This window comes from Succinispira mobilis DSM 6222 (assembly GCF_000384135.1).
In the GTDB taxonomy this organism is placed as follows: Bacteria; Bacillota; Negativicutes; order Acidaminococcales; family Succinispiraceae; genus Succinispira; species Succinispira mobilis.
In genome coordinates, this window is the sequence record NZ_KB913028.1 from 1835716 (window position 1) to 1852751 (window position 17036).

The 17036-nt window shown below is 35.4% G+C and carries 19 protein-coding genes; 5 read left to right on the forward strand and 14 right to left on the reverse strand.

All coding sequences use genetic code 11. The annotated features are described in order from the left end of the window. The first annotated feature begins 4 nt into the window (after window positions 1–4). From SUCMO_RS0108700 to SUCMO_RS0108710, 3 genes are read left to right on the forward strand one after another with little or no spacing between them, the layout of a single operon-like run. A complete protein-coding gene (locus SUCMO_RS0108700; RefSeq protein WP_028953967.1) occupies window positions 5–814 on the forward strand; it encodes a Cof-type HAD-IIB family hydrolase in 810 nt (269 codons plus the stop codon). 6 nt (window positions 815–820) lie between these two features. After that, a complete protein-coding gene (locus SUCMO_RS0108705; RefSeq protein ID WP_019880306.1) occupies window positions 821–1525 on the forward strand; it encodes an AzlC family ABC transporter permease in 705 nt (234 codons plus the stop codon). After that, window positions 1515–1853, forward strand: coding sequence for a branched-chain amino acid transporter permease (locus tag SUCMO_RS0108710; protein WP_019880307.1), 339 nt, complete (start codon window positions 1515–1517; stop codon window positions 1851–1853). Before SUCMO_RS0108705 ends, SUCMO_RS0108710 begins: the two co-directional genes overlap by 11 nt. A 17-nt stretch (window positions 1854–1870) precedes the next feature. On the opposite strand, the gene scfB is transcribed toward SUCMO_RS0108710, so the two are convergent. The 14 genes from scfB to SUCMO_RS0108780 form a co-directional block, all read right to left on the reverse strand. Next, entirely contained in the window at window positions 1871–3256 is a 1386-nt protein-coding gene (gene scfB / locus SUCMO_RS0108715; RefSeq protein WP_019880308.1) for a thioether cross-link-forming SCIFF peptide maturase, read from the reverse strand. Window positions 3257–3328: 72 nt separating this feature from the next. Then, the gene (gene scfA / locus SUCMO_RS11240; protein WP_019880309.1) at window positions 3329–3469 is read right to left on the reverse strand and encodes a six-cysteine ranthipeptide SCIFF; all 141 of its coding nucleotides are present in this window, start codon (window positions 3467–3469) and stop codon (window positions 3329–3331) included. A gap of 52 nt (window positions 3470–3521) precedes the next feature. Continuing rightward, window positions 3522–4319 (reverse strand): polysaccharide deacetylase family protein, encoded by a 798-nt coding sequence (locus SUCMO_RS10675; RefSeq protein WP_019880310.1) that lies wholly within the window; start codon window positions 4317–4319, stop codon window positions 3522–3524. Then, the gene (gene whiA / locus SUCMO_RS0108730; RefSeq protein WP_019880311.1) at window positions 4319–5254 is read right to left on the reverse strand and encodes a DNA-binding protein WhiA; all 936 of its coding nucleotides are present in this window, start codon (window positions 5252–5254) and stop codon (window positions 4319–4321) included. Before whiA ends, SUCMO_RS10675 begins: the two co-directional genes overlap by 1 nt. Beyond that, window positions 5251–6630: a gluconeogenesis factor YvcK family protein gene (locus SUCMO_RS0108735; RefSeq protein WP_019880312.1), complete on the reverse strand. Its 1380-nt coding sequence runs from the start codon at window positions 6628–6630 to the stop codon at window positions 5251–5253. The genes whiA and SUCMO_RS0108735 overlap by 4 nt, the downstream gene beginning before the upstream one ends. A gap of 31 nt (window positions 6631–6661) precedes the next feature. After that, complete coding sequence (gene rapZ, locus SUCMO_RS0108740) at window positions 6662–7534, reverse strand: RNase adapter RapZ (RefSeq protein WP_019880313.1); 873 nt, start codon at window positions 7532–7534, stop codon at window positions 6662–6664. Window positions 7535–7643: 109 nt separating this feature from the next. Next, window positions 7644–8174: a GerMN domain-containing protein gene (locus tag SUCMO_RS11040; protein WP_019880314.1), complete on the reverse strand. Its 531-nt coding sequence runs from the start codon at window positions 8172–8174 to the stop codon at window positions 7644–7646. Beyond that, the gene (locus SUCMO_RS10685) at window positions 8175–9245 is read right to left on the reverse strand and encodes an N-acetylmuramoyl-L-alanine amidase family protein (RefSeq protein ID WP_019880315.1); all 1071 of its coding nucleotides are present in this window, start codon (window positions 9243–9245) and stop codon (window positions 8175–8177) included. A 56-nt stretch (window positions 9246–9301) separates the two neighbouring features. Further along, window positions 9302–9523, reverse strand: coding sequence for a DUF3006 domain-containing protein (locus tag SUCMO_RS0108755; protein WP_019880316.1), 222 nt, complete (start codon window positions 9521–9523; stop codon window positions 9302–9304). 4 nt (window positions 9524–9527) lie between these two features. Further along, a complete protein-coding gene (locus SUCMO_RS0108760; protein WP_019880317.1) occupies window positions 9528–10397 on the reverse strand; it encodes a ComEC/Rec2 family competence protein in 870 nt (289 codons plus the stop codon). A 111-nt stretch (window positions 10398–10508) separates the two neighbouring features. After that, window positions 10509–12050 carry a bifunctional ADP-dependent NAD(P)H-hydrate dehydratase/NAD(P)H-hydrate epimerase gene (locus SUCMO_RS0108765; protein WP_019880318.1) on the reverse strand — a complete coding sequence of 514 codons (1542 nt, stop codon included), beginning with the start codon at window positions 12048–12050 and terminating at the stop codon, window positions 10509–10511. A 4-nt stretch (window positions 12051–12054) separates the two neighbouring features. Further along, window positions 12055–12426 (reverse strand): holo-ACP synthase, encoded by a 372-nt coding sequence (gene acpS, locus SUCMO_RS0108770; RefSeq protein WP_019880319.1) that lies wholly within the window; start codon window positions 12424–12426, stop codon window positions 12055–12057. Window positions 12427–12568: 142 nt separating this feature from the next. Beyond that, window positions 12569–13054, reverse strand: a complete 486-nt coding sequence (locus SUCMO_RS0108775) for a ferritin (RefSeq protein ID WP_019880321.1) — start codon at window positions 13052–13054, stop codon at window positions 12569–12571. Window positions 13055–13185: 131 nt separating this feature from the next. Continuing rightward, window positions 13186–15729, reverse strand: a complete 2544-nt coding sequence (locus SUCMO_RS0108780) for an ATP-dependent Clp protease ATP-binding subunit (RefSeq protein ID WP_019880322.1) — start codon at window positions 15727–15729, stop codon at window positions 13186–13188. Window positions 15730–15901: 172 nt separating this feature from the next. Between SUCMO_RS0108780 and SUCMO_RS0108785 the strand changes: the two genes are divergently transcribed. Together SUCMO_RS0108785 and SUCMO_RS0108790 are read left to right on the forward strand one after the other, a co-directional pair. Further along, on the forward strand, window positions 15902–16270 hold the full coding sequence (locus tag SUCMO_RS0108785) for a CidA/LrgA family protein (protein ID WP_019880323.1): 369 nt from the start codon (window positions 15902–15904) through the stop codon (window positions 16268–16270). Then, a complete protein-coding gene (locus SUCMO_RS0108790) occupies window positions 16270–16968 on the forward strand; it encodes an LrgB family protein (protein WP_019880324.1) in 699 nt (232 codons plus the stop codon). Before SUCMO_RS0108785 ends, SUCMO_RS0108790 begins: the two co-directional genes overlap by 1 nt. Window positions 16969–17036 lie beyond the last annotated feature (68 nt).

Sequence of the window (17036 nt, forward strand, 5' to 3'; positions counted from 1 at the left end):
TTTTTTGATTAAATTAATAGTTAGTGACATCGACGGGACGCTTATTGATGACGATTTGAATATTAGTCCCAAACTCCAAGCCACAGTAGAACGTTTAAAAGCCCAAAATATCTTTTTTACTCTAGCTACTGGGCGAATGTTTTCTTCAGCTTTACCATTTGCCCAAAAATTAAAAGTTAATATTCCCATTATCACCTACAATGGGGCTTTAATTCAAGATACGCAACAAGGCACCCAACTTTTTTCCAAAAAAATATCGCCGCCCGTAGCAAGATTAATTCTACAAACCTGTAAAACCAATAATTGGTATGTACAGTGCTATATAGATGACAAGTTATACGTAGCTAATGATTGCGCTTACGCACGTCAATATTCTAGTTTAGCAGGTGTACCTTTCTATACTTTGGGCGATGATTTCTTTAATTTATCCCTGCCCCAAGATAAAATGCTAATTATCGCCGAACCAGAACAACTGACTGCTATTCAAGCTCAGTTAGTAAGTCTTGCTGGGGAAGAAATTTGTTTTACTAGTTCTAAGTCCAAATTTATTGAATGTGTACATCGTGATGTAAATAAGGGTGTAGCTATAAAAAAATTAGCCGATTATCTTAACGTAGATTTAGATGAAGTTATGGCTGTAGGCGATTCTTTTAACGATGTCGAAATGTTGAAAACTGCTGGCCTTGGTATCGCAATGGGTAACGCTCCCACACCTGTAAAAAACATCGCTAAAGCTATAACTAGCAGTAATCAAGATGACGGGCTAGCTGTTTCTATCGAAAAATATGTTTTCAATTATAATAAAAGGATTTAAGCTAACATGAATTATCAAACCTTAAAAATAGTGTTTCCTTACACTCTCCCGGTACTTATGGGTTATATTTTCATGGGCATAGCCTTCGGAGTATTGCTTAGTAGTAAAGGTTATGCTTTTTATTGGGGAACCCTAATGGGCATCTTAATCTATGCGGGGTCAATGCAATTTATAGCAATCGGCCTACTAACAACCCCCCTTAATTTATTAGGCGCTGCTATTTTAACCTTTACGGTAAATGCCCGTCATTTGTTTTACGGTCTTTCACTTTTAGAAAAATTTAAAATTTTCGGGTTCAAAAAATTTTATATGATTTTTTCCTTAACCGATGAAACCTATTCGTTACTCTGCACTTTAAAACCACCCGCAAAAATATCGCCGGCTGATTTTTATTTTTCCATCGCCTTTTTAAACCACTTTTATTGGATACTTGGTTGCACATTAGGTGGAATTCTTGGTTCTTTAATAACCTTTAATTCGCAAGGTATAGACTTTAGTATGACGGCGCTGTTCATTGTTATCTTTGTTGAACAATGGGAAAAAACTGAACAACACATTCCGGCATTGGCAGGAATATTAATAACAGCATTATCATTAATATTCTTCGGAACAAAAAGTTTTATCATCATTTCCATGCTTTGTTTGGTTTTAACTCTAATTTTTTTCAGAAAAAAACTAGAAAGTACTTCCGAGGTGGATCATGCTGAATAATTTAGAACTTATATCGCTTATTTTAGTTCTTGCCATAGTTACTTTTTTCACTCGCTATCTACCCTTTGTTTTATTCCCAAGTAATAAAACAACGCCACGCTTTATTGTTTTTTTAGGACAATATTTGCCTCCCGCAATTATCGGAATGCTTATCGTTTATTGTTTTAAAGACATCCAACTTGCGAAACAACCTTATTTCTTCCCCGAATTAATTGCCGCTATTTTCGTTGTTATAATCCACAAATATAAACATAATTTGCTATATAGTATTGCCGGTGGAACAATTCTATATATGCTACTAATTCAAAAAGTAATGAGCGTGTGCTAAGCACACGCTCATTACTTTTATTTATAACTAAAATTACTTATTTTTTCACGTTCAATTTTGGCCTCAGCTAAAACAGCCTGTAATAGTATTGCACATTCTAATCGTTTTCTTTGCAAATCACAACCCAATTCATATGGTTTATAAATATCACCATTAATTAATTGGGCATTAGCATGACAACCGCCACTACAATGATATCTTGCCCAACACTCTAAGCAATCTGGTTTATTCAAAATATGAGCATTGCGAAATTCTTCAACTATTTTCGGTTTTTGCACCCCAGAATCTAAATTACCTAAAAGATATTCTTCTCGACCTACAAATTGATGACAGGGGTACAAGTCTCCCTCGGGAGTAACAGCAAAATACTCATGTCCTGCTCCACAACCTGATAAGCGTTTATTTAAACACGGTCCACCATCTAAGGCTACATTAAAATGAAAAAAGTTAAAGCCCTCACCTGCTAGGTTTGCTTGCAAATAAGCCCTCGCTAACTTCTCATATTCTGCATACAAAATTGGCAAGTCCTCTTTCTGTAAAGCGTAAGGTTCCGTTGTGCCTACAACAGGTTCTACTGATATTTCTTTACCTAATTTTGCCATATCTAGTACGTCCTGCGCAAAATCTAAATTATAACGCGTATAAGTACCACGTACATAATAATTTTTATCGCCTCGCAACTGCACCACTTTCTTAAAACCTGCGACAGCCTTATCATAACTTCCCACACCACCTTCATAAGGTCTAATGCGGTCATGCACCTCTTTGCGACCATCAATACTAATAACTAACATTACACGATTTTTATTGAGAAACTCAATGATTTCTTCTGTCAAAAGTGTTGCATTGGTAGTCAAGGTCAATTTAATATTTTTGCCGGTTTCTTGTTCACGCCGCCTAGCATATTCAATTAAATATTTATTTACAGACCAATTCATCAAAGGCTCGCCACCAAAGAAATCAATTTCCAAATTATGCCGCTTTTGGCTTCCTGCAATAGCAAACTCTATTGCCTTTTCACCTACTTCTTTACTCATTAAACTCCGCGTGCTCGTACCAAAATCTCCCGTACTTGCAAAGCAATAGCCACAGCGTAAATTACAGTCATGAGCTACATGCAGACATAATGATTTCACAATCGGTTGTTCTTTGAAAACTTCTGGTATTTCTGGAGCTTTTGAAAACAACAACCCTGCTTTTTGTAAACTTTCTAATTCACCAATAGCTTCTTGTAAATCTTCCAATTGATATTGTCCCGATAGTTTTTCATACACCATATGAGGATTATCACCTTGATAGACATCCAAAATATCATAAATCATTTGGTCAATCAAATGTACTGCCCCACTATTAACATCCAAAACTATTATATTATCATCTAGTTTAAATTTATGTATAAGCATTATTAGCTAAAACCCTCCCAAAAAAGTTAGCTCCCCGTATATACAAGGAGCTAAAATTGCAACATCTTTTTATTATTTCTTTTCACAAACTTGATTGCCTACTGTACAAGAAGTTTTACAAGCTGATTGGCAAGATGCTGGGCATTCACCACAACCTGTAGTTTTTGTAGACTTATTAAGTTCACCTTTGTTCACAGTCTTAATGTGTTTCATTATATACACCCCTCCTTAAAACGATTACAACTACTAGAATATTTTATACCTTTTAGCTATTTTTCGCAAGTGTCAAATTTCTATACCAGCCTTTTAACTGGGCGCGAAACAGTCTACTTTGAAAGCCACGCACTGGATCTTCATACTTAAACATATTAACGCGGTAATAGTAGTATTGCGGCGAATTGTAAACATTAACTCCATCTAAGCCAGTTACCGCACCTGTGTAACCAATTTTTTCTAGAATTTTGCCAATCTTATCATTATAACTCCCATTTGGATAAGCCAAATATTTAACAGTTTTTAAAGTAAGATATTCTAAGTATTGCTTTGAAATTACCAGTTCTTTCTCCACTTCCTCAGCGCTTAAAGTTGCTAACGGTAAATGTCGATCAGTATGCGAACCAATTTCAATACCAGCCTTACTTAACTCTCCTACCTGCTTAGGGCTTAAATAATTAGTCGCTCCAACACTGCCAGTAACCACAAAAACAGTTGCTGGATAATTATATTTTTGCAAAATAGGTAAAGCTTTAGTTAAATTATTTTCATAACCATCATCAAAGGTAATAACAATATATTTTTCTTCACCTAATTTTCTATTATCCATCAATTCTTGCATCTTTTCTAAAGTAATAGCCTTGTAACCATTTTGGTGTAAATATTTAAGTTGCTCATCAAAAACTTTTTCCGATACACTATATACCGAATGATCATTATCAACTTTATGATATGCCAAAATTGGGACACTATTTTTTTTATAATCCTCAAAACTCCAATAAGCTACAGCTACAGCTACTAAGCTAAAAACACTTAAATATATAACTATCTTTTTTATTTTTACTAACACTACTTTCTCTCCATTCCTAGTTCAATTGCTAATCTTTCTATTTTCTTCAAACGATGATTAAGACCCGATTTTGAAATATTACTATCATTTAATTCAACCAATTCGCTTAAAGTACTATCTGGATATGCCAATCTCAATTCTGCGGCTTCTCTCAAGGCTACTGTAAGTTCGCACCAATATTGTTCTTTACTTTTCAAAAAATTAATGCTCTCTACTTGCCGCAATGCCGCTTGTACAGTTTTATCAAGATTTGCAGTCTCACAGTTAACTAATCGATTAACTTGATTACGCATTTGTTTCACAACTCGTACATTTTCAAACTTCAGCAACGCATTATGAGCCCCTATCACTGAAAGAAAATTAATAATATAGTCCCCGCCTTTTAAATAAATTATATATTCATTTTTCCGATCTGTTAGCTTCACAGGCAAATCAAAATATTTCATAACACGCAAAATAGTATCAGCAAAGTTTTTATTCGAAGTTATTATTTCTAAGTGGTAATCACCTTCTGGTTTATTTACAGAACCACTTGCCATAAATACACCCCGTAAAAAACAACGTCTACAGCAAGGGCTAAGCAGCAAGTCGTTTTCTAAACGGCCATCGTCGCCCGGTAATAGTCTTAAGCTATTAACAACCGGCAAGACCTCTGCCGCAGGCAAAATCCGCACTTGATAGCGATTATTTTTTTTTAGGCGGCGCGATCTAGTAACTACAACTTCTGTGCTAACTTTAAATTGTTGTTTCAGAAGTTTTAAGACTTGGCGTGCTAAAGCTGCATTTTCAGTAATAAAATTAATTCCAAAATTGCCACGTCGAATAACTAAATCCCCATTCATTCTTAATACTGCCGATAATTGCGCTAGCATACAACAGTTTTTCTCTATTTCAATCCTAGTTAACTCTGCTTTTACTTCTGCTGAAAAACTCATGTCTGCTCCTTATTTTTACTGCCTAAATTCTTAATAATATTTTTTATAAAATAATACTCAAAAATATTAAAAATTGAATTTGATAAATGCAAATTATAAATTAATCTAATTAGAGTCCTCGCTAACCGATTAGAATTATGCCTTATCAGATTATCTTGACTAATTAAATTAGCAGGTACTACCTTAATTCCCAATTCGATAATTTTATCACTATCGTTTAAAACTGGGTAAGCACCTTGCGTAGCATATTTTTCTAAAAGTTCAGGATTAATATCTAATTGATTATTTAAAATAACATAATCTAAAAATTTAACACCATCTATATATTCTAAAAGTTTTTGAACATGTGCAAAAGCACTAAACCCATCCGTCTCTCCTGGTTGGGTCATTACATTACAAATATATATTTTTACAGCGGCTGATTTAAGTAACGCCTGCTTTATTTCTGGAATCAATAAGTTGGAAATAACACTAGTATACAAGCTACCCGGGCCTAAAATTATAACATCTGCTTCTTCGATAGCTTTTAGAGCGGAACTTGTTGCTTGCGGTGTTTCCGGCAAAATTTCCAAGCGTGCAATTTTCCCAGCTGCTTGCGAAATACTACTTTCGCCTCTTACACGTTTACCATCATGCATTTCTGCTACTAGTTCTACTGGTTGAACACTTGAAGGAATAACGCGCCCCCTAACTTTTAAAATTTCACTAGTTGCACTAAGCGCGCCTTCCATGTCTCCAACAATATCATGCATAGCGGTAATAAATAAATTGCCAAAATTATGCCCCGCTAATTGATTCTCACCTTTAAAACGATATTGCATAAGCTTTTCCATCAAAGGTTCTGTATCCGCTAAAGCAATCAAGCAATTGCGACAGTCTCCCGGCGGTATAATCCCAAATTCTTGTCTTAATCGCCCCGAAGATCCCCCATCATCGGCACTAGTTACCACAGCCGTACAATTATTGGTAATCTGTTTAATACCTCTAAGCAAAACTGAAAGACCTGTTCCACCGCCAATCACCGTAATAACAGGACCGCGAGCCAAACGTTTCTTGGAAAAAATTTTTTCTAACAAATGGTTATTATTTTCGGGTGCAATAGCCTCTAAAATAGAGTGGATACTTTTTCTAGTCGCTAAAACCATTAGGAAAATTCCTATAATTAGCAAAAGAATTCCTACGGATAGCGAGATAACATTATAATTAGTAGCTGAAGAGAAGTACGTCAATTCCGATAAAATTTTCTCTACAACGTGAATAAACTTATACTTAAACAACAACGCAATTCCTAAAGCTGCTATGATAACTCCAGTAGTAAATAAGAATAGCCACCTTTTTATATCCATACCTGGATATAACCACTTTATCCAACGCACAACTAGCCTCCTAATCTACTTAATTACACTCTTATTTCTTTTTATCAATATCGCGATGGATAGCCATAGTCACACATTCATGTTTTTTACAACTCTCTTCCAAATAATTTGCTAAATAAACAGAACGATGCATTCCCCCTGTACAACCAATAGCAATAATTAATTGACTTTTCCCCTCTTTTTTATATTGTGGGATCAAAAAATCAATAAAATCAACCAATCTATTTTGGAAATTTTTAGTAATTTCAAAACTACTTATGTAATCTACAACTTCCTGTTCATTTCCTGTTTTTTTCTTAAGTTCCGGCTCATAATAAGGATTAGGTAAAAATCTAACATCAAAAACTAAATCAGCCTCAATCGGCAATCCATATTTAAAGCCAAAAGAAATTATATTAATACTCATGCCGCTGGTATCTCCATAACGAGTATACAGCTCCACAATTTTTTTACGCAGTGTAGCTGGCAACATATTTGAAGTATCAATTATAATAGTCGCTTGACTCCGAACACATTCTAAACTATTCCGTTCTAAAGCAATTCCTTCACTTAACAAGCCTGATTTAGCCATTGGATGTCTTCTTCTTGTCTCTTTATAGCGTCGAATTAAAGCATCATTGCTCGCCTCTAAAAAAAGTAATTCATAGTTTTTTCCTTTTAATTTTAGTTCACTCAAAATGCTATTAAAATTTCGGAAAAATTCCCCCCCACGACTATCAACCACCACAGCAATATTTTGAATACTGTTCGTAGTCAAAGCGCATAAATCAGCAAATTTAGGAATTAGTGCGGGCGGTAAGTTATCGACACAAAAAAAGCCAATATCCTCTAACGCATGCATCACTTGTGATTTACCAGCCCCCGACATACCGGTAATAATCAAAAACCTACTACTACTGTTCATAACTCCACAACCTTTTTACATTTTAAATAATTAAGCCAATCCGTAACTCAATGCTCTGGTTTGATAAAAGCCAATTTAAAGAAAACCTTCCCTAAATCAGCTTTTAGTTTTACTTATGTAATAAATTTTCATTGCGTTTTAGAGGTTCTGTCAAATCTAAGTGTCCAGTCAAAGTTTCAATTGGTTTTCCTTCTACTAAAATTTTAACTGCCTTAATTTCTTGATTTTCCGTCAAAGTATTTACAATTGACCCAATAAACAATTGCTCAAATAATGACCCACCCTTAATTTTTTTCAATTCTTCATTGAAATTCACTACCGCTATACCATTTTCTTGAACCACAAAACTTAGTAATTTAATAGTCGAATTTGCTATAGGATTAAAATAGTTCTTATCACTAGGCAATTCTAACAAAGCCAATAAGGCTGTCTTTGCGGCTGTTTCTTCTTTTTTGCGAGTTACTTGCACTCTAGTTAAATGGTCCCCATCTACATGCATTCTTTGGATAGTAACCTTCACCTCTTGAACAATCTGCTCTTTTTTACCAATTTCTGGCTTCGGTTGTTTATCCGTAGTTTTACTGCAACCCATGCTAAAAAAAAGTACTACTATTATTAGAAAAACACCAAATTTTCTCACCTATTGACCACCTCCACTAGCAATGGTTTTAAAGTAATCTTCAATTCCAATACTTATACCTGTTGCCAGTTTATTTTGGAACCAATTACTAGTTAAAAGTTTTTCTTCTCGTTCATTACTAATAAAGGCTAACTCCAACAACACTGCAGGCATCTTGCTCCGCTTCGTAACATAAAACCCAGCCTGCCGTGTACCTAAATTATCTAAATTACTATATTCTACTAAACGATCTTGAATAGATTTTGCCAAAACCGTATCTAATTCACTCTTCGGCGAATAATAAGTAGAGGTTCCACCTACACTCCGATTTATTGAAGCGTTAATATGAACACTTACGAAAATATCCGCATTACTGTTTTCACCAACTTGAACTCGCGCTTGTAATTCTTGAGCGTCAGTTGCGTTTTTGCCAAACACATCCACATCTGATACCCTAGTCAAGCGGACATTAGCACCTTTTTGTTGTAATAACAGCGCTAATTTTTTACTGATTGCCAGTGTTATATCTTTTTCCATAATTTTATTAGGACCTATTGCCCCAGGATCACTACCACCATGTCCAGGGTCAATAACAATCGTTTTCCCATTTAAACCAAAGTTTTTCAATAAACTAATTTTCTTAGTTGTTGGCAAAACATTGCTCGTATTAGGTCGTTTATCAAATACGTCAATAACAACACGATCCGGTCTGCCTGTTATAGGATCTTTGCGCAAAACAAACACATTAACATCTTCTTGAGTTTTTCTTTTATCTAATTGCATAGTTAACAATGTGCCATCTATTCCCACTTGATTAGAAATCAATTTACTTACATTATTGTTCTTAACAGGAATTAAGCCGCTATGCTTTCCTGGCGTAGCATTTTTGATACTTATTTTCAGTTCATTCCCCTTAAAAATATTACTAACTGTGGCTGGCCCACTTAAATCAACTACTATTCTCGTCGCGCGGCTGTTCACTTTATCATCAACATGTACCGACCAGCGAATATTGGTTATTTCTCCTGCAAACACAGTGCTTGTTAAACTTATCAGCAAGATTGTTAAAATCATTGCAATTTTCTTCCACAAAATAATTATCCCCCCCTAGGCTCGGCTTTTTAACTACTAGCAATACCCTGTCTGCTTTAGTTATTTCCAGTTGTTAGTTCTTGCAACAACTGTGCTACTTCTTGTTCGCGCTTTTGTCTTTCTAAACTATCATTTTCAATATTTATCGCTAATACATCGCCCTCTTTAAGCTCCGCTGGCAATAGTTCAAGGGGAAAGTTCAAGGCAAGTTCTGGTTGATCGGACAATAAAACAACTTTTTGTTCTTGAATTTGATCCACAGTTAAAAAATATTTCATAAGCTTACCTCTCTGTCTTAATATTGTATCCTGTCCCAGCTGAAGTAATGCAAATATCACCTTTATCGGCAGTTAAATACATACTTTGTTTTCTCGCTTTATATCTTGATACAACTTCTGGGTGCGGATGTTTATATTCATTTTCTTTAGCGGCGCTGACTACTGCATCCTTCGCGTTTACTACTTCCAAAAACTCTTTACTAGAAGAGGTGCGACTACCATGATGTGGCACTTTTAAAATATCACTTTTTAACTTCTCTGCCTGTTTCTCCAGCAAAAATTTTTCTACTTCTTTTTCAATATCACCGGTAAACAACATTTTTAAATTGGGAGTTACCAACCTAAAAACAATACTATTATTATTCATATTTTCGCGTAACTCAGGCGCTGAATTTATTAAAGGTGTCAAAAACTCTAACTTTAAACTGTCATCAATTACTAGAGTTTGTCCTTCCTTGGGAACACTAAATTTTATTTTTTTATTCTTAGCTTGTTTTAAATAATTAGCATATAATTTACTACTACTTTTAGCACCACTATCATATATTTCTTTAACTGTAAAGTTTTCTAAAACAGCCTGTATCCCACCAATATGATCTTCATGCGGATGTGTAGCAATCAATAAGTCAATGGTATTTACCTGATATTTCTTTAATTTTTCCACCAGCTTAGCTCGCTGCTCAATTTTCCCTGTATCTACTAAAATGTTTTTCTCTTGAGTTTTAATCAAGATACTATCTCCTTGACCAATATCTAACATAATAACTTGTACTTGTGGAACACTTGCCGTCAATTTAGGTTTGGGACTAAAGCACCCCCACAGTGAAAAACTTAATAATACTGTTAAAATTAACAGCAATAGTTTTTTGTTCATAAATTTTATTCCTTTTCTAATACTAACGCTATGTAAATAATTCTAAATTAAAACTAGTATCTTGCTTGGTAGGCAGGTGAGCCTTTTCTAAACCTACCAAAACCACTATTCTTAATCACTTGCTAACTTATATAAAGTTTTAGGAATATATTTAATTAAATCTGAAGCCACTACCCCTTGGGAAAACTGCTCTTGTTGCTCAATAAGTCTAGCCGCTTGCGTATGCAGATAGACAGCGGACACGCTTGCTCGTTCAGCATCTAAGCCTTGTGCTAATAAACTCGCAATCATTCCCGCCAAAACATCTCCCATTCCAGCAGTTGCCATAGCTGGAACTGGTTGATTATTAACATATACATAGCCGGTTGGTGTCGCGACTACCGTAACACTACCTTTAAGAACTATTGTAATTTTCCATTGTTGCGCATATTGACGCGCATATTCTAATTTATTAGTTTCAATTTCAAAACCGCTCACATTAATCATCCGAGAAAATTCTCCTGTATGTGGAGTTATAACCACTTCATTAGGATATTGTTTTAGAAGCTCTAGATGATTACCAACTACGTTTAGAGCATCAGCATCTAAAACCAAGGGTACTTTTAATTTTTCCAGAATATAAGGAATAAATTCCCGCGTGGTTTTGTTATTGCCTAATCCCGGCCCAACCAAAACCGCCTTTGAATTATTCGCACTATGCAAGAATTTTTGCAAGGCTGTTTCTACTGGTTCATCCGCAATGGCATAAACCATCGCTTCAGTAAGTTTAGTTGCAACGGGTACATATACGCTTTCAGGTGTGAATAAATCTACAATTCCTGCGCCAGTTCTCAGACAAGCTTCAGTCGCCAAAACACTTGCACCTAAAGTATGCATGTTTCCTGCTAGTATTGAAGCTTTACCAACTTGGTATTTATGCGCATGCCTGTTTCTCTCTGGCAAATATTTTTTTACTAATTGTCTGGTAATTAATTCTTGTTGAGCATATTGCTCCAGTAAACAGTTAGGAATATTGGTAGCAATAATCTTTAAAATTCCCACATTTTGGCAAGTAGGTGCTAAAAAAACTCCCATTTTCGGCAAACAAATACTTAAAGTCATACTTGCCTTGACAGCAATAGTTGGAATTTCACCTGTATCTGCGTAACTACCACTTGGCAAATCAATCGCAATTTTAGGAATGTCTATTTCATTCATTATTGTTATCGCCCGCTCATAAACATCAGTTAATCTACCTACAAAGCCAATTCCTAAAACAGCATCCACAATCACATCACATAACCGCAAATTTATCGAAAACCGATCCCAAGTATTTTCTGTATTAAAATAACTAATATCCAAATCCAAAGCTTTTAGAACTTCTAAGCTGCCTAGAGCAACTTCGTTTAAGTCCTTTACCGCATCTAACAAAAATATTTTTACCTTAAATTCCCAACTAGCTAGATATCTAGCTGCCACAAAAGCATCTGCTGCATTATTACCCTTGCCCGCCACAATACAAATTTTCTTGCCCGCTCTAGCCAAGCTAAATTGTTTAATTTCCAAAGCCAATTGATAACCAACTTGTTCAACAATGGCTACTACTGGTAAAAAAAACTCTTTTTGTGCTCTCTTATCAATTTCATACATCTGCGCTTTGTTTACAATCTTCATATTTTCACCCCTCTAAAATCACTTGAGCCATTGCATATTCTGCTGTATGACTAAGACTCAGGTGAATATTTTCAATTTTTCGTTCCTCGATTATTTCACGAAAAAGGCCCCCTAAAACCAAAGTTGGTTTTCCTTGCAAATCATTAACAACCTCAATATCGGTTAATTTACCCGCAACAAACCCTGTACCCAAGGCTTTTACAAAAGCCTCTTTTGCCGCAAAACGCGCTGCATAAGAATACGCTGCTTGTCTATTCTTACTTATACAATATTCCTGTTCACTTGTGCTAAAAACACGTCTTACAAAGTTTTCTTTGAGAATCGCTTTTTGCATTCGTTCTATTTTTACAATATCAATTCCAGTTCCTTTTATCATAAATATCTACCCACTAAATACATTATTTTACAAGATAAATAATACCATAAATGCCCAACTTTAGCAAAAATTATTAAGCAAGAAAGCGAAAAAAAGGGACTACTATCTCAATAATAGTAGTCCCTGATAAAATCACTTTATTCTATTCGCGTTTTCCTAATTGTGCATTTAGTTGGAATAAACCTATTGGGCTATCGCCAATCAATTTTAAAGTTTCCACAATTTCTGTAAAGCTAGCTTCTTCTTCTACTTGTTCATCGATAAACCATTGTAAATGATTTTGAGCTGCGTAATCTTTTTCCTTAACAGCTAAAGCATACATATCGTGGATTCTCTTAGTCACATACTTTTCATGTGCTAAAGATTTCTCAAAGACTTCTAGAATGCTTGCATATTCAGCTTGTGGTTGTTCGATAGCCATCAAAGTAACTGTCTGCCCACGATCTTGAACATGCCCGATTAAACGCATTGCATGCTCTCTTTCTTCTTCATATTGTTTTTTCAACCAGGAAGCGATCCCTTTAAGATTTTTCCCTTCACAATATAGGCTCATTGCATAGTACATATAGGCAGAATAAAATTCCGCTTGGATTTGTTCATTAAAAGATTTTGCTACTTTGTCATTCATTTTCAACACACCTCACTCATATTTTATAGTCCCGATTGACTATATACTATCACTTTTTGTTGTTTTATACAACCTATGACTTAATTATAACAGATATTTTTTGATTTACAATAGTTTTTTTAAAATAATTATTATTTGTTGATAGAAATCTCCCCATTTGAATTTACTGATAGCTCAATCTTGTCTCCCGCTTGGATATCCCCAGCAATAATTAGTTTGCTGAGCATTGTTTCTATTTTTTGGCTAATCAACCTTCTTAGGGGACGCGCTCCAAAAACTTCATCGAAACCAGCTTCTGCCAGTAATGCTAGCAAATCATCATCCCATTTTATCTCAACATCCACTTGTTCAGCTATTCTTTCTTTTAAAGCACACAACAGCAAATTAGCAATTGCTTTTACCTGTATGCTACCTAAAGGTTTAAAAACAATAATGTCATCTAAGCGATTTAAAAACTCTGGACGGAAAAACTCACCTAACATATTGCGCAAATAATTAGCATCTAATTGTCCCTTGCTTTTAATTATTTCTTTTGAGCCGAGATTACTGGTCATAATAATAATGGTATTTTTAAAATCAACTACCCTACCATGACTATCAGTTAATCTACCATCATCTAAAACTTGCAGTAAAATATTAAACACATCACTATGAGCTTTTTCAATTTCATCTAAAAGTAACACACAATAAGGTGAGCGTCGCACCGTCTCAGTCAATTGACCACCTTCGTCATAACCGACATAACCTGGAGGAGCCCCGATCAGCTTAGCAACAGCATGTTTTTCCATATACTCGCTCATATCGATACGGACCATTTTATGTTCATCATCAAACAAAACTTCCGCTAGAGCTTTAGCTAACTCTGTTTTGCCCACACCAGTAGAACCTAAAAATATAAAGGAGCCGATTGGGCGATTGGGATCTTTTATCCCGGCTCTAGCTCTTAAAATAGCATCACTAACCACCTGAATTGCTTCCTCTTGTCCAACAACACGCTTACTTAAAGTTTCTTGTAAGTGGAGCAACTTTTCTCTTTCACCAGTAAGTAGTTTTTGTACAGGAATATTAGTCCAGGAGCTGACTACTCGGCTAATATCCTCTTCATCAACTACTTCTTTTAGCAAACTATCAGCTTTATCTGTAACTTTTTCTTCTAATTCTTGTAACTGTTTTACTAATTCCGGCAGTTTACCATATTGAAGTTCAGCCAATCTACCCAAATTGTATTCGCGTTCTGCGCTTTGCATTTGTTGGTGCACTAAGTCAATTTCTCGCTTTAATTCTCGCACTCGTGCAATCCCAGTTTTTTCATTACGCCACCGTGTTTCTAAAACTGCCGCCTCTTGTTTAACTGCGGCTAATTCACTTTGAATCACCTGCAAACGCTCTTGCGATTGTTTATCTTCTACTTCTTGTTTTAAAGCATGTTCTTCTATTTCTAATTGTAAAATTCTTCTGCGCCGCTCATCTAACTCTGCGGGCATCGAATCAATCTGGGTTTTCAATCTTGCTGTAGCCTCATCCACTAAATCAATGGCCTTATCTGGCAAGAATCGATCAGTGATATACCTATTTGACAAAACCGCCGCTGCAACTAAAGCTGAATCCTTAATCCGCACCCCATGATAAGCCTCATAGCGTTCTTTTAAACCGCGTAAAATTGAAATAGTTGCTTCTACACTAGGCTGATTTATCATTATTGGCTGAAAACGGCGTTCTAAAGCTGCATCTTTTTCAATATATTTACGATATTCGTTTAAAGTAGTTGCACCAATACATTTTAATTCTCCCCGCGCCAACATGGGCTTGAGAATGTTTCCAGCATCCATTGAGCCTTCACTAGCACCAGCACCAACTACGGTATGTAGTTCATCAATAAACATTATAATTTGACCTTCTGATTTGGCGACCACATTAATTACATTTTTTAAACGTTCTTCAAATTCACCGCGAAATTTAGCCCCAGCAACTAAACTCGATAAATCCAAGGCGTAAATCGTTTTATTTTTTAAAACAGTAGGCACATCGCCAGAAACAATCCGCAAGGCTAAGCCTTCTGCTATGGCAGTTTTACCAACGCCTGGTTCACCAATTAAAACAGGATTGTTTTTTTTACGTCGCGATAAGATTTCAATTACTCTGCGGATTTCTTCATCGCGGCCAATTACAGGATCCAACTTACCATCTTGCGCTTTTTGGGTCAGATCTTGACCATATTTAGCCAACAATTCTTTATTTTGTTCCGCATCAGCTGTATTTGCATGAATGTTAACTAGTTCTTTCAATTTTTTCGCCGTCAAACTAAACTTTTTAAATAAATCTACAATTTCCTGATCTCCATCTTGAGCTAAGGCAATTAGTAAATCTTCTTCGGTTATTGCGGCTTTACTATTTTGTTTGGCTACTCCAATCACTCTACTCAAACTTAAACTAATATTGAGAGTATCTTTGCTAGAGCGCACTTGTGGAATTTTATTTAAAATTTTGCTTAGTTCTTGAGAAAACTCTTGCTTATTTACTTTATAATAATTCAAAGCAAAATCTAAAAAAGTATTTTCTCCTAACATAGCTACCACAACATGTGCACAAGTTAATTCTTGGTTATAACTAACCAAAGCCTTACTTTGAGCTTTTTCTAAAATTGCTTGTGTTTTTTCATTAAATTCTGCTTGCATAATTTTCACCCCTTATTTTAATTAAACACTGTGTGGGCGACTTTTTAAAGTTATCCACATCTTTATTCTAAACATTTGTACGGGTTTTTGCAAGTGGAAAACTTGACAAATTATGGGAGCTATGCAAAAATGAGCATATTATTTTGATAAACATTAAAGAAGGTGTGTATTTTTGAATCCAAGCTCTATTTTGCAAGGTTTTACGATAATTATGTGCATTCACTTTGTAAGTATTGCACTAGTAGATATTTTTAACTTGCTTTTACCCCCTCCCTTGTTAGGAATGATTATCCTAGCTATCTTGTTATACACTAACATTATTAAAGTTGCCTGGGTAGAACATGCGGCTTATGTTTTATTAGAATATATGGGAATGCTCTTTATTCCCCCAGCAATCAGTATTATTTTGTATTACAAAATAATTGCTCAAGAAGCTGTTCCCATCATCGTTACTTTAATAATAACAACTTTATTAGTTATGATAATTACTGGTAAAATTGTTCAATTGTTTTCCCCCAAAAATAACAAGGAGGTGCAATAATGTTACCAGCAGCTCTTTTAAATTCACCTGCTTTAGGCATAACCATTACTTTAGGCTTATTTGCCGTAGCCCGCTTTATCCAATTAAATACTCGTTTTAAAAGCATCCCCCCCATGGTTACCGCAACCTGTTTGATAATTAGTCTGCTCTTGATTTTAGATATTGATTATCCTACTTACAATAAGGGCGGTGAAATGATTAGTTTTTTATTAGGGCCTGCAACTATTGCCTTAGCACTCCCTTTGGTGAAAAACATTAAAATTTTACTAAATAATCTAAAGCCAATTCTCATCGGGGTCTTCACAGGTAGTATTGTTGCAATACTTTCCGTAGCTGCTCTTGCTAAGCTATTAGGAGCTTCTACCAAAGTAATGCTTTCTTTGGTACCAAAATCCGTGACCACACCTATTGCCATGGGAATCGCTCAAAATATTGGTGGTATTCCCGCCTTAACTGCAATTATGGTTATTCTTACTGGTATGCTAGGAGCTTTTTGTGGGCATAAATTATTAAAGTTCTGCGGCGTCAAAGCTGATATCGCAATCGGCATTGCCATTGGTGCTGCTGCCCATGGATTAGGTGCTAATCGTTGTCTTAGTGAGAATGAATTGCAAGCCGCCGTTGCTGGTGTAGCAATCGCTTTGGTAGGTATCGTTACTGCCTTACTAGCTCCAACTCTGTCTAGTCTTTTTATTTAATATTTTTACACTTTCCTGATTGTTTGCTTGTAAAACAATCCTACATATGTTATAATGTCCAAGAAATA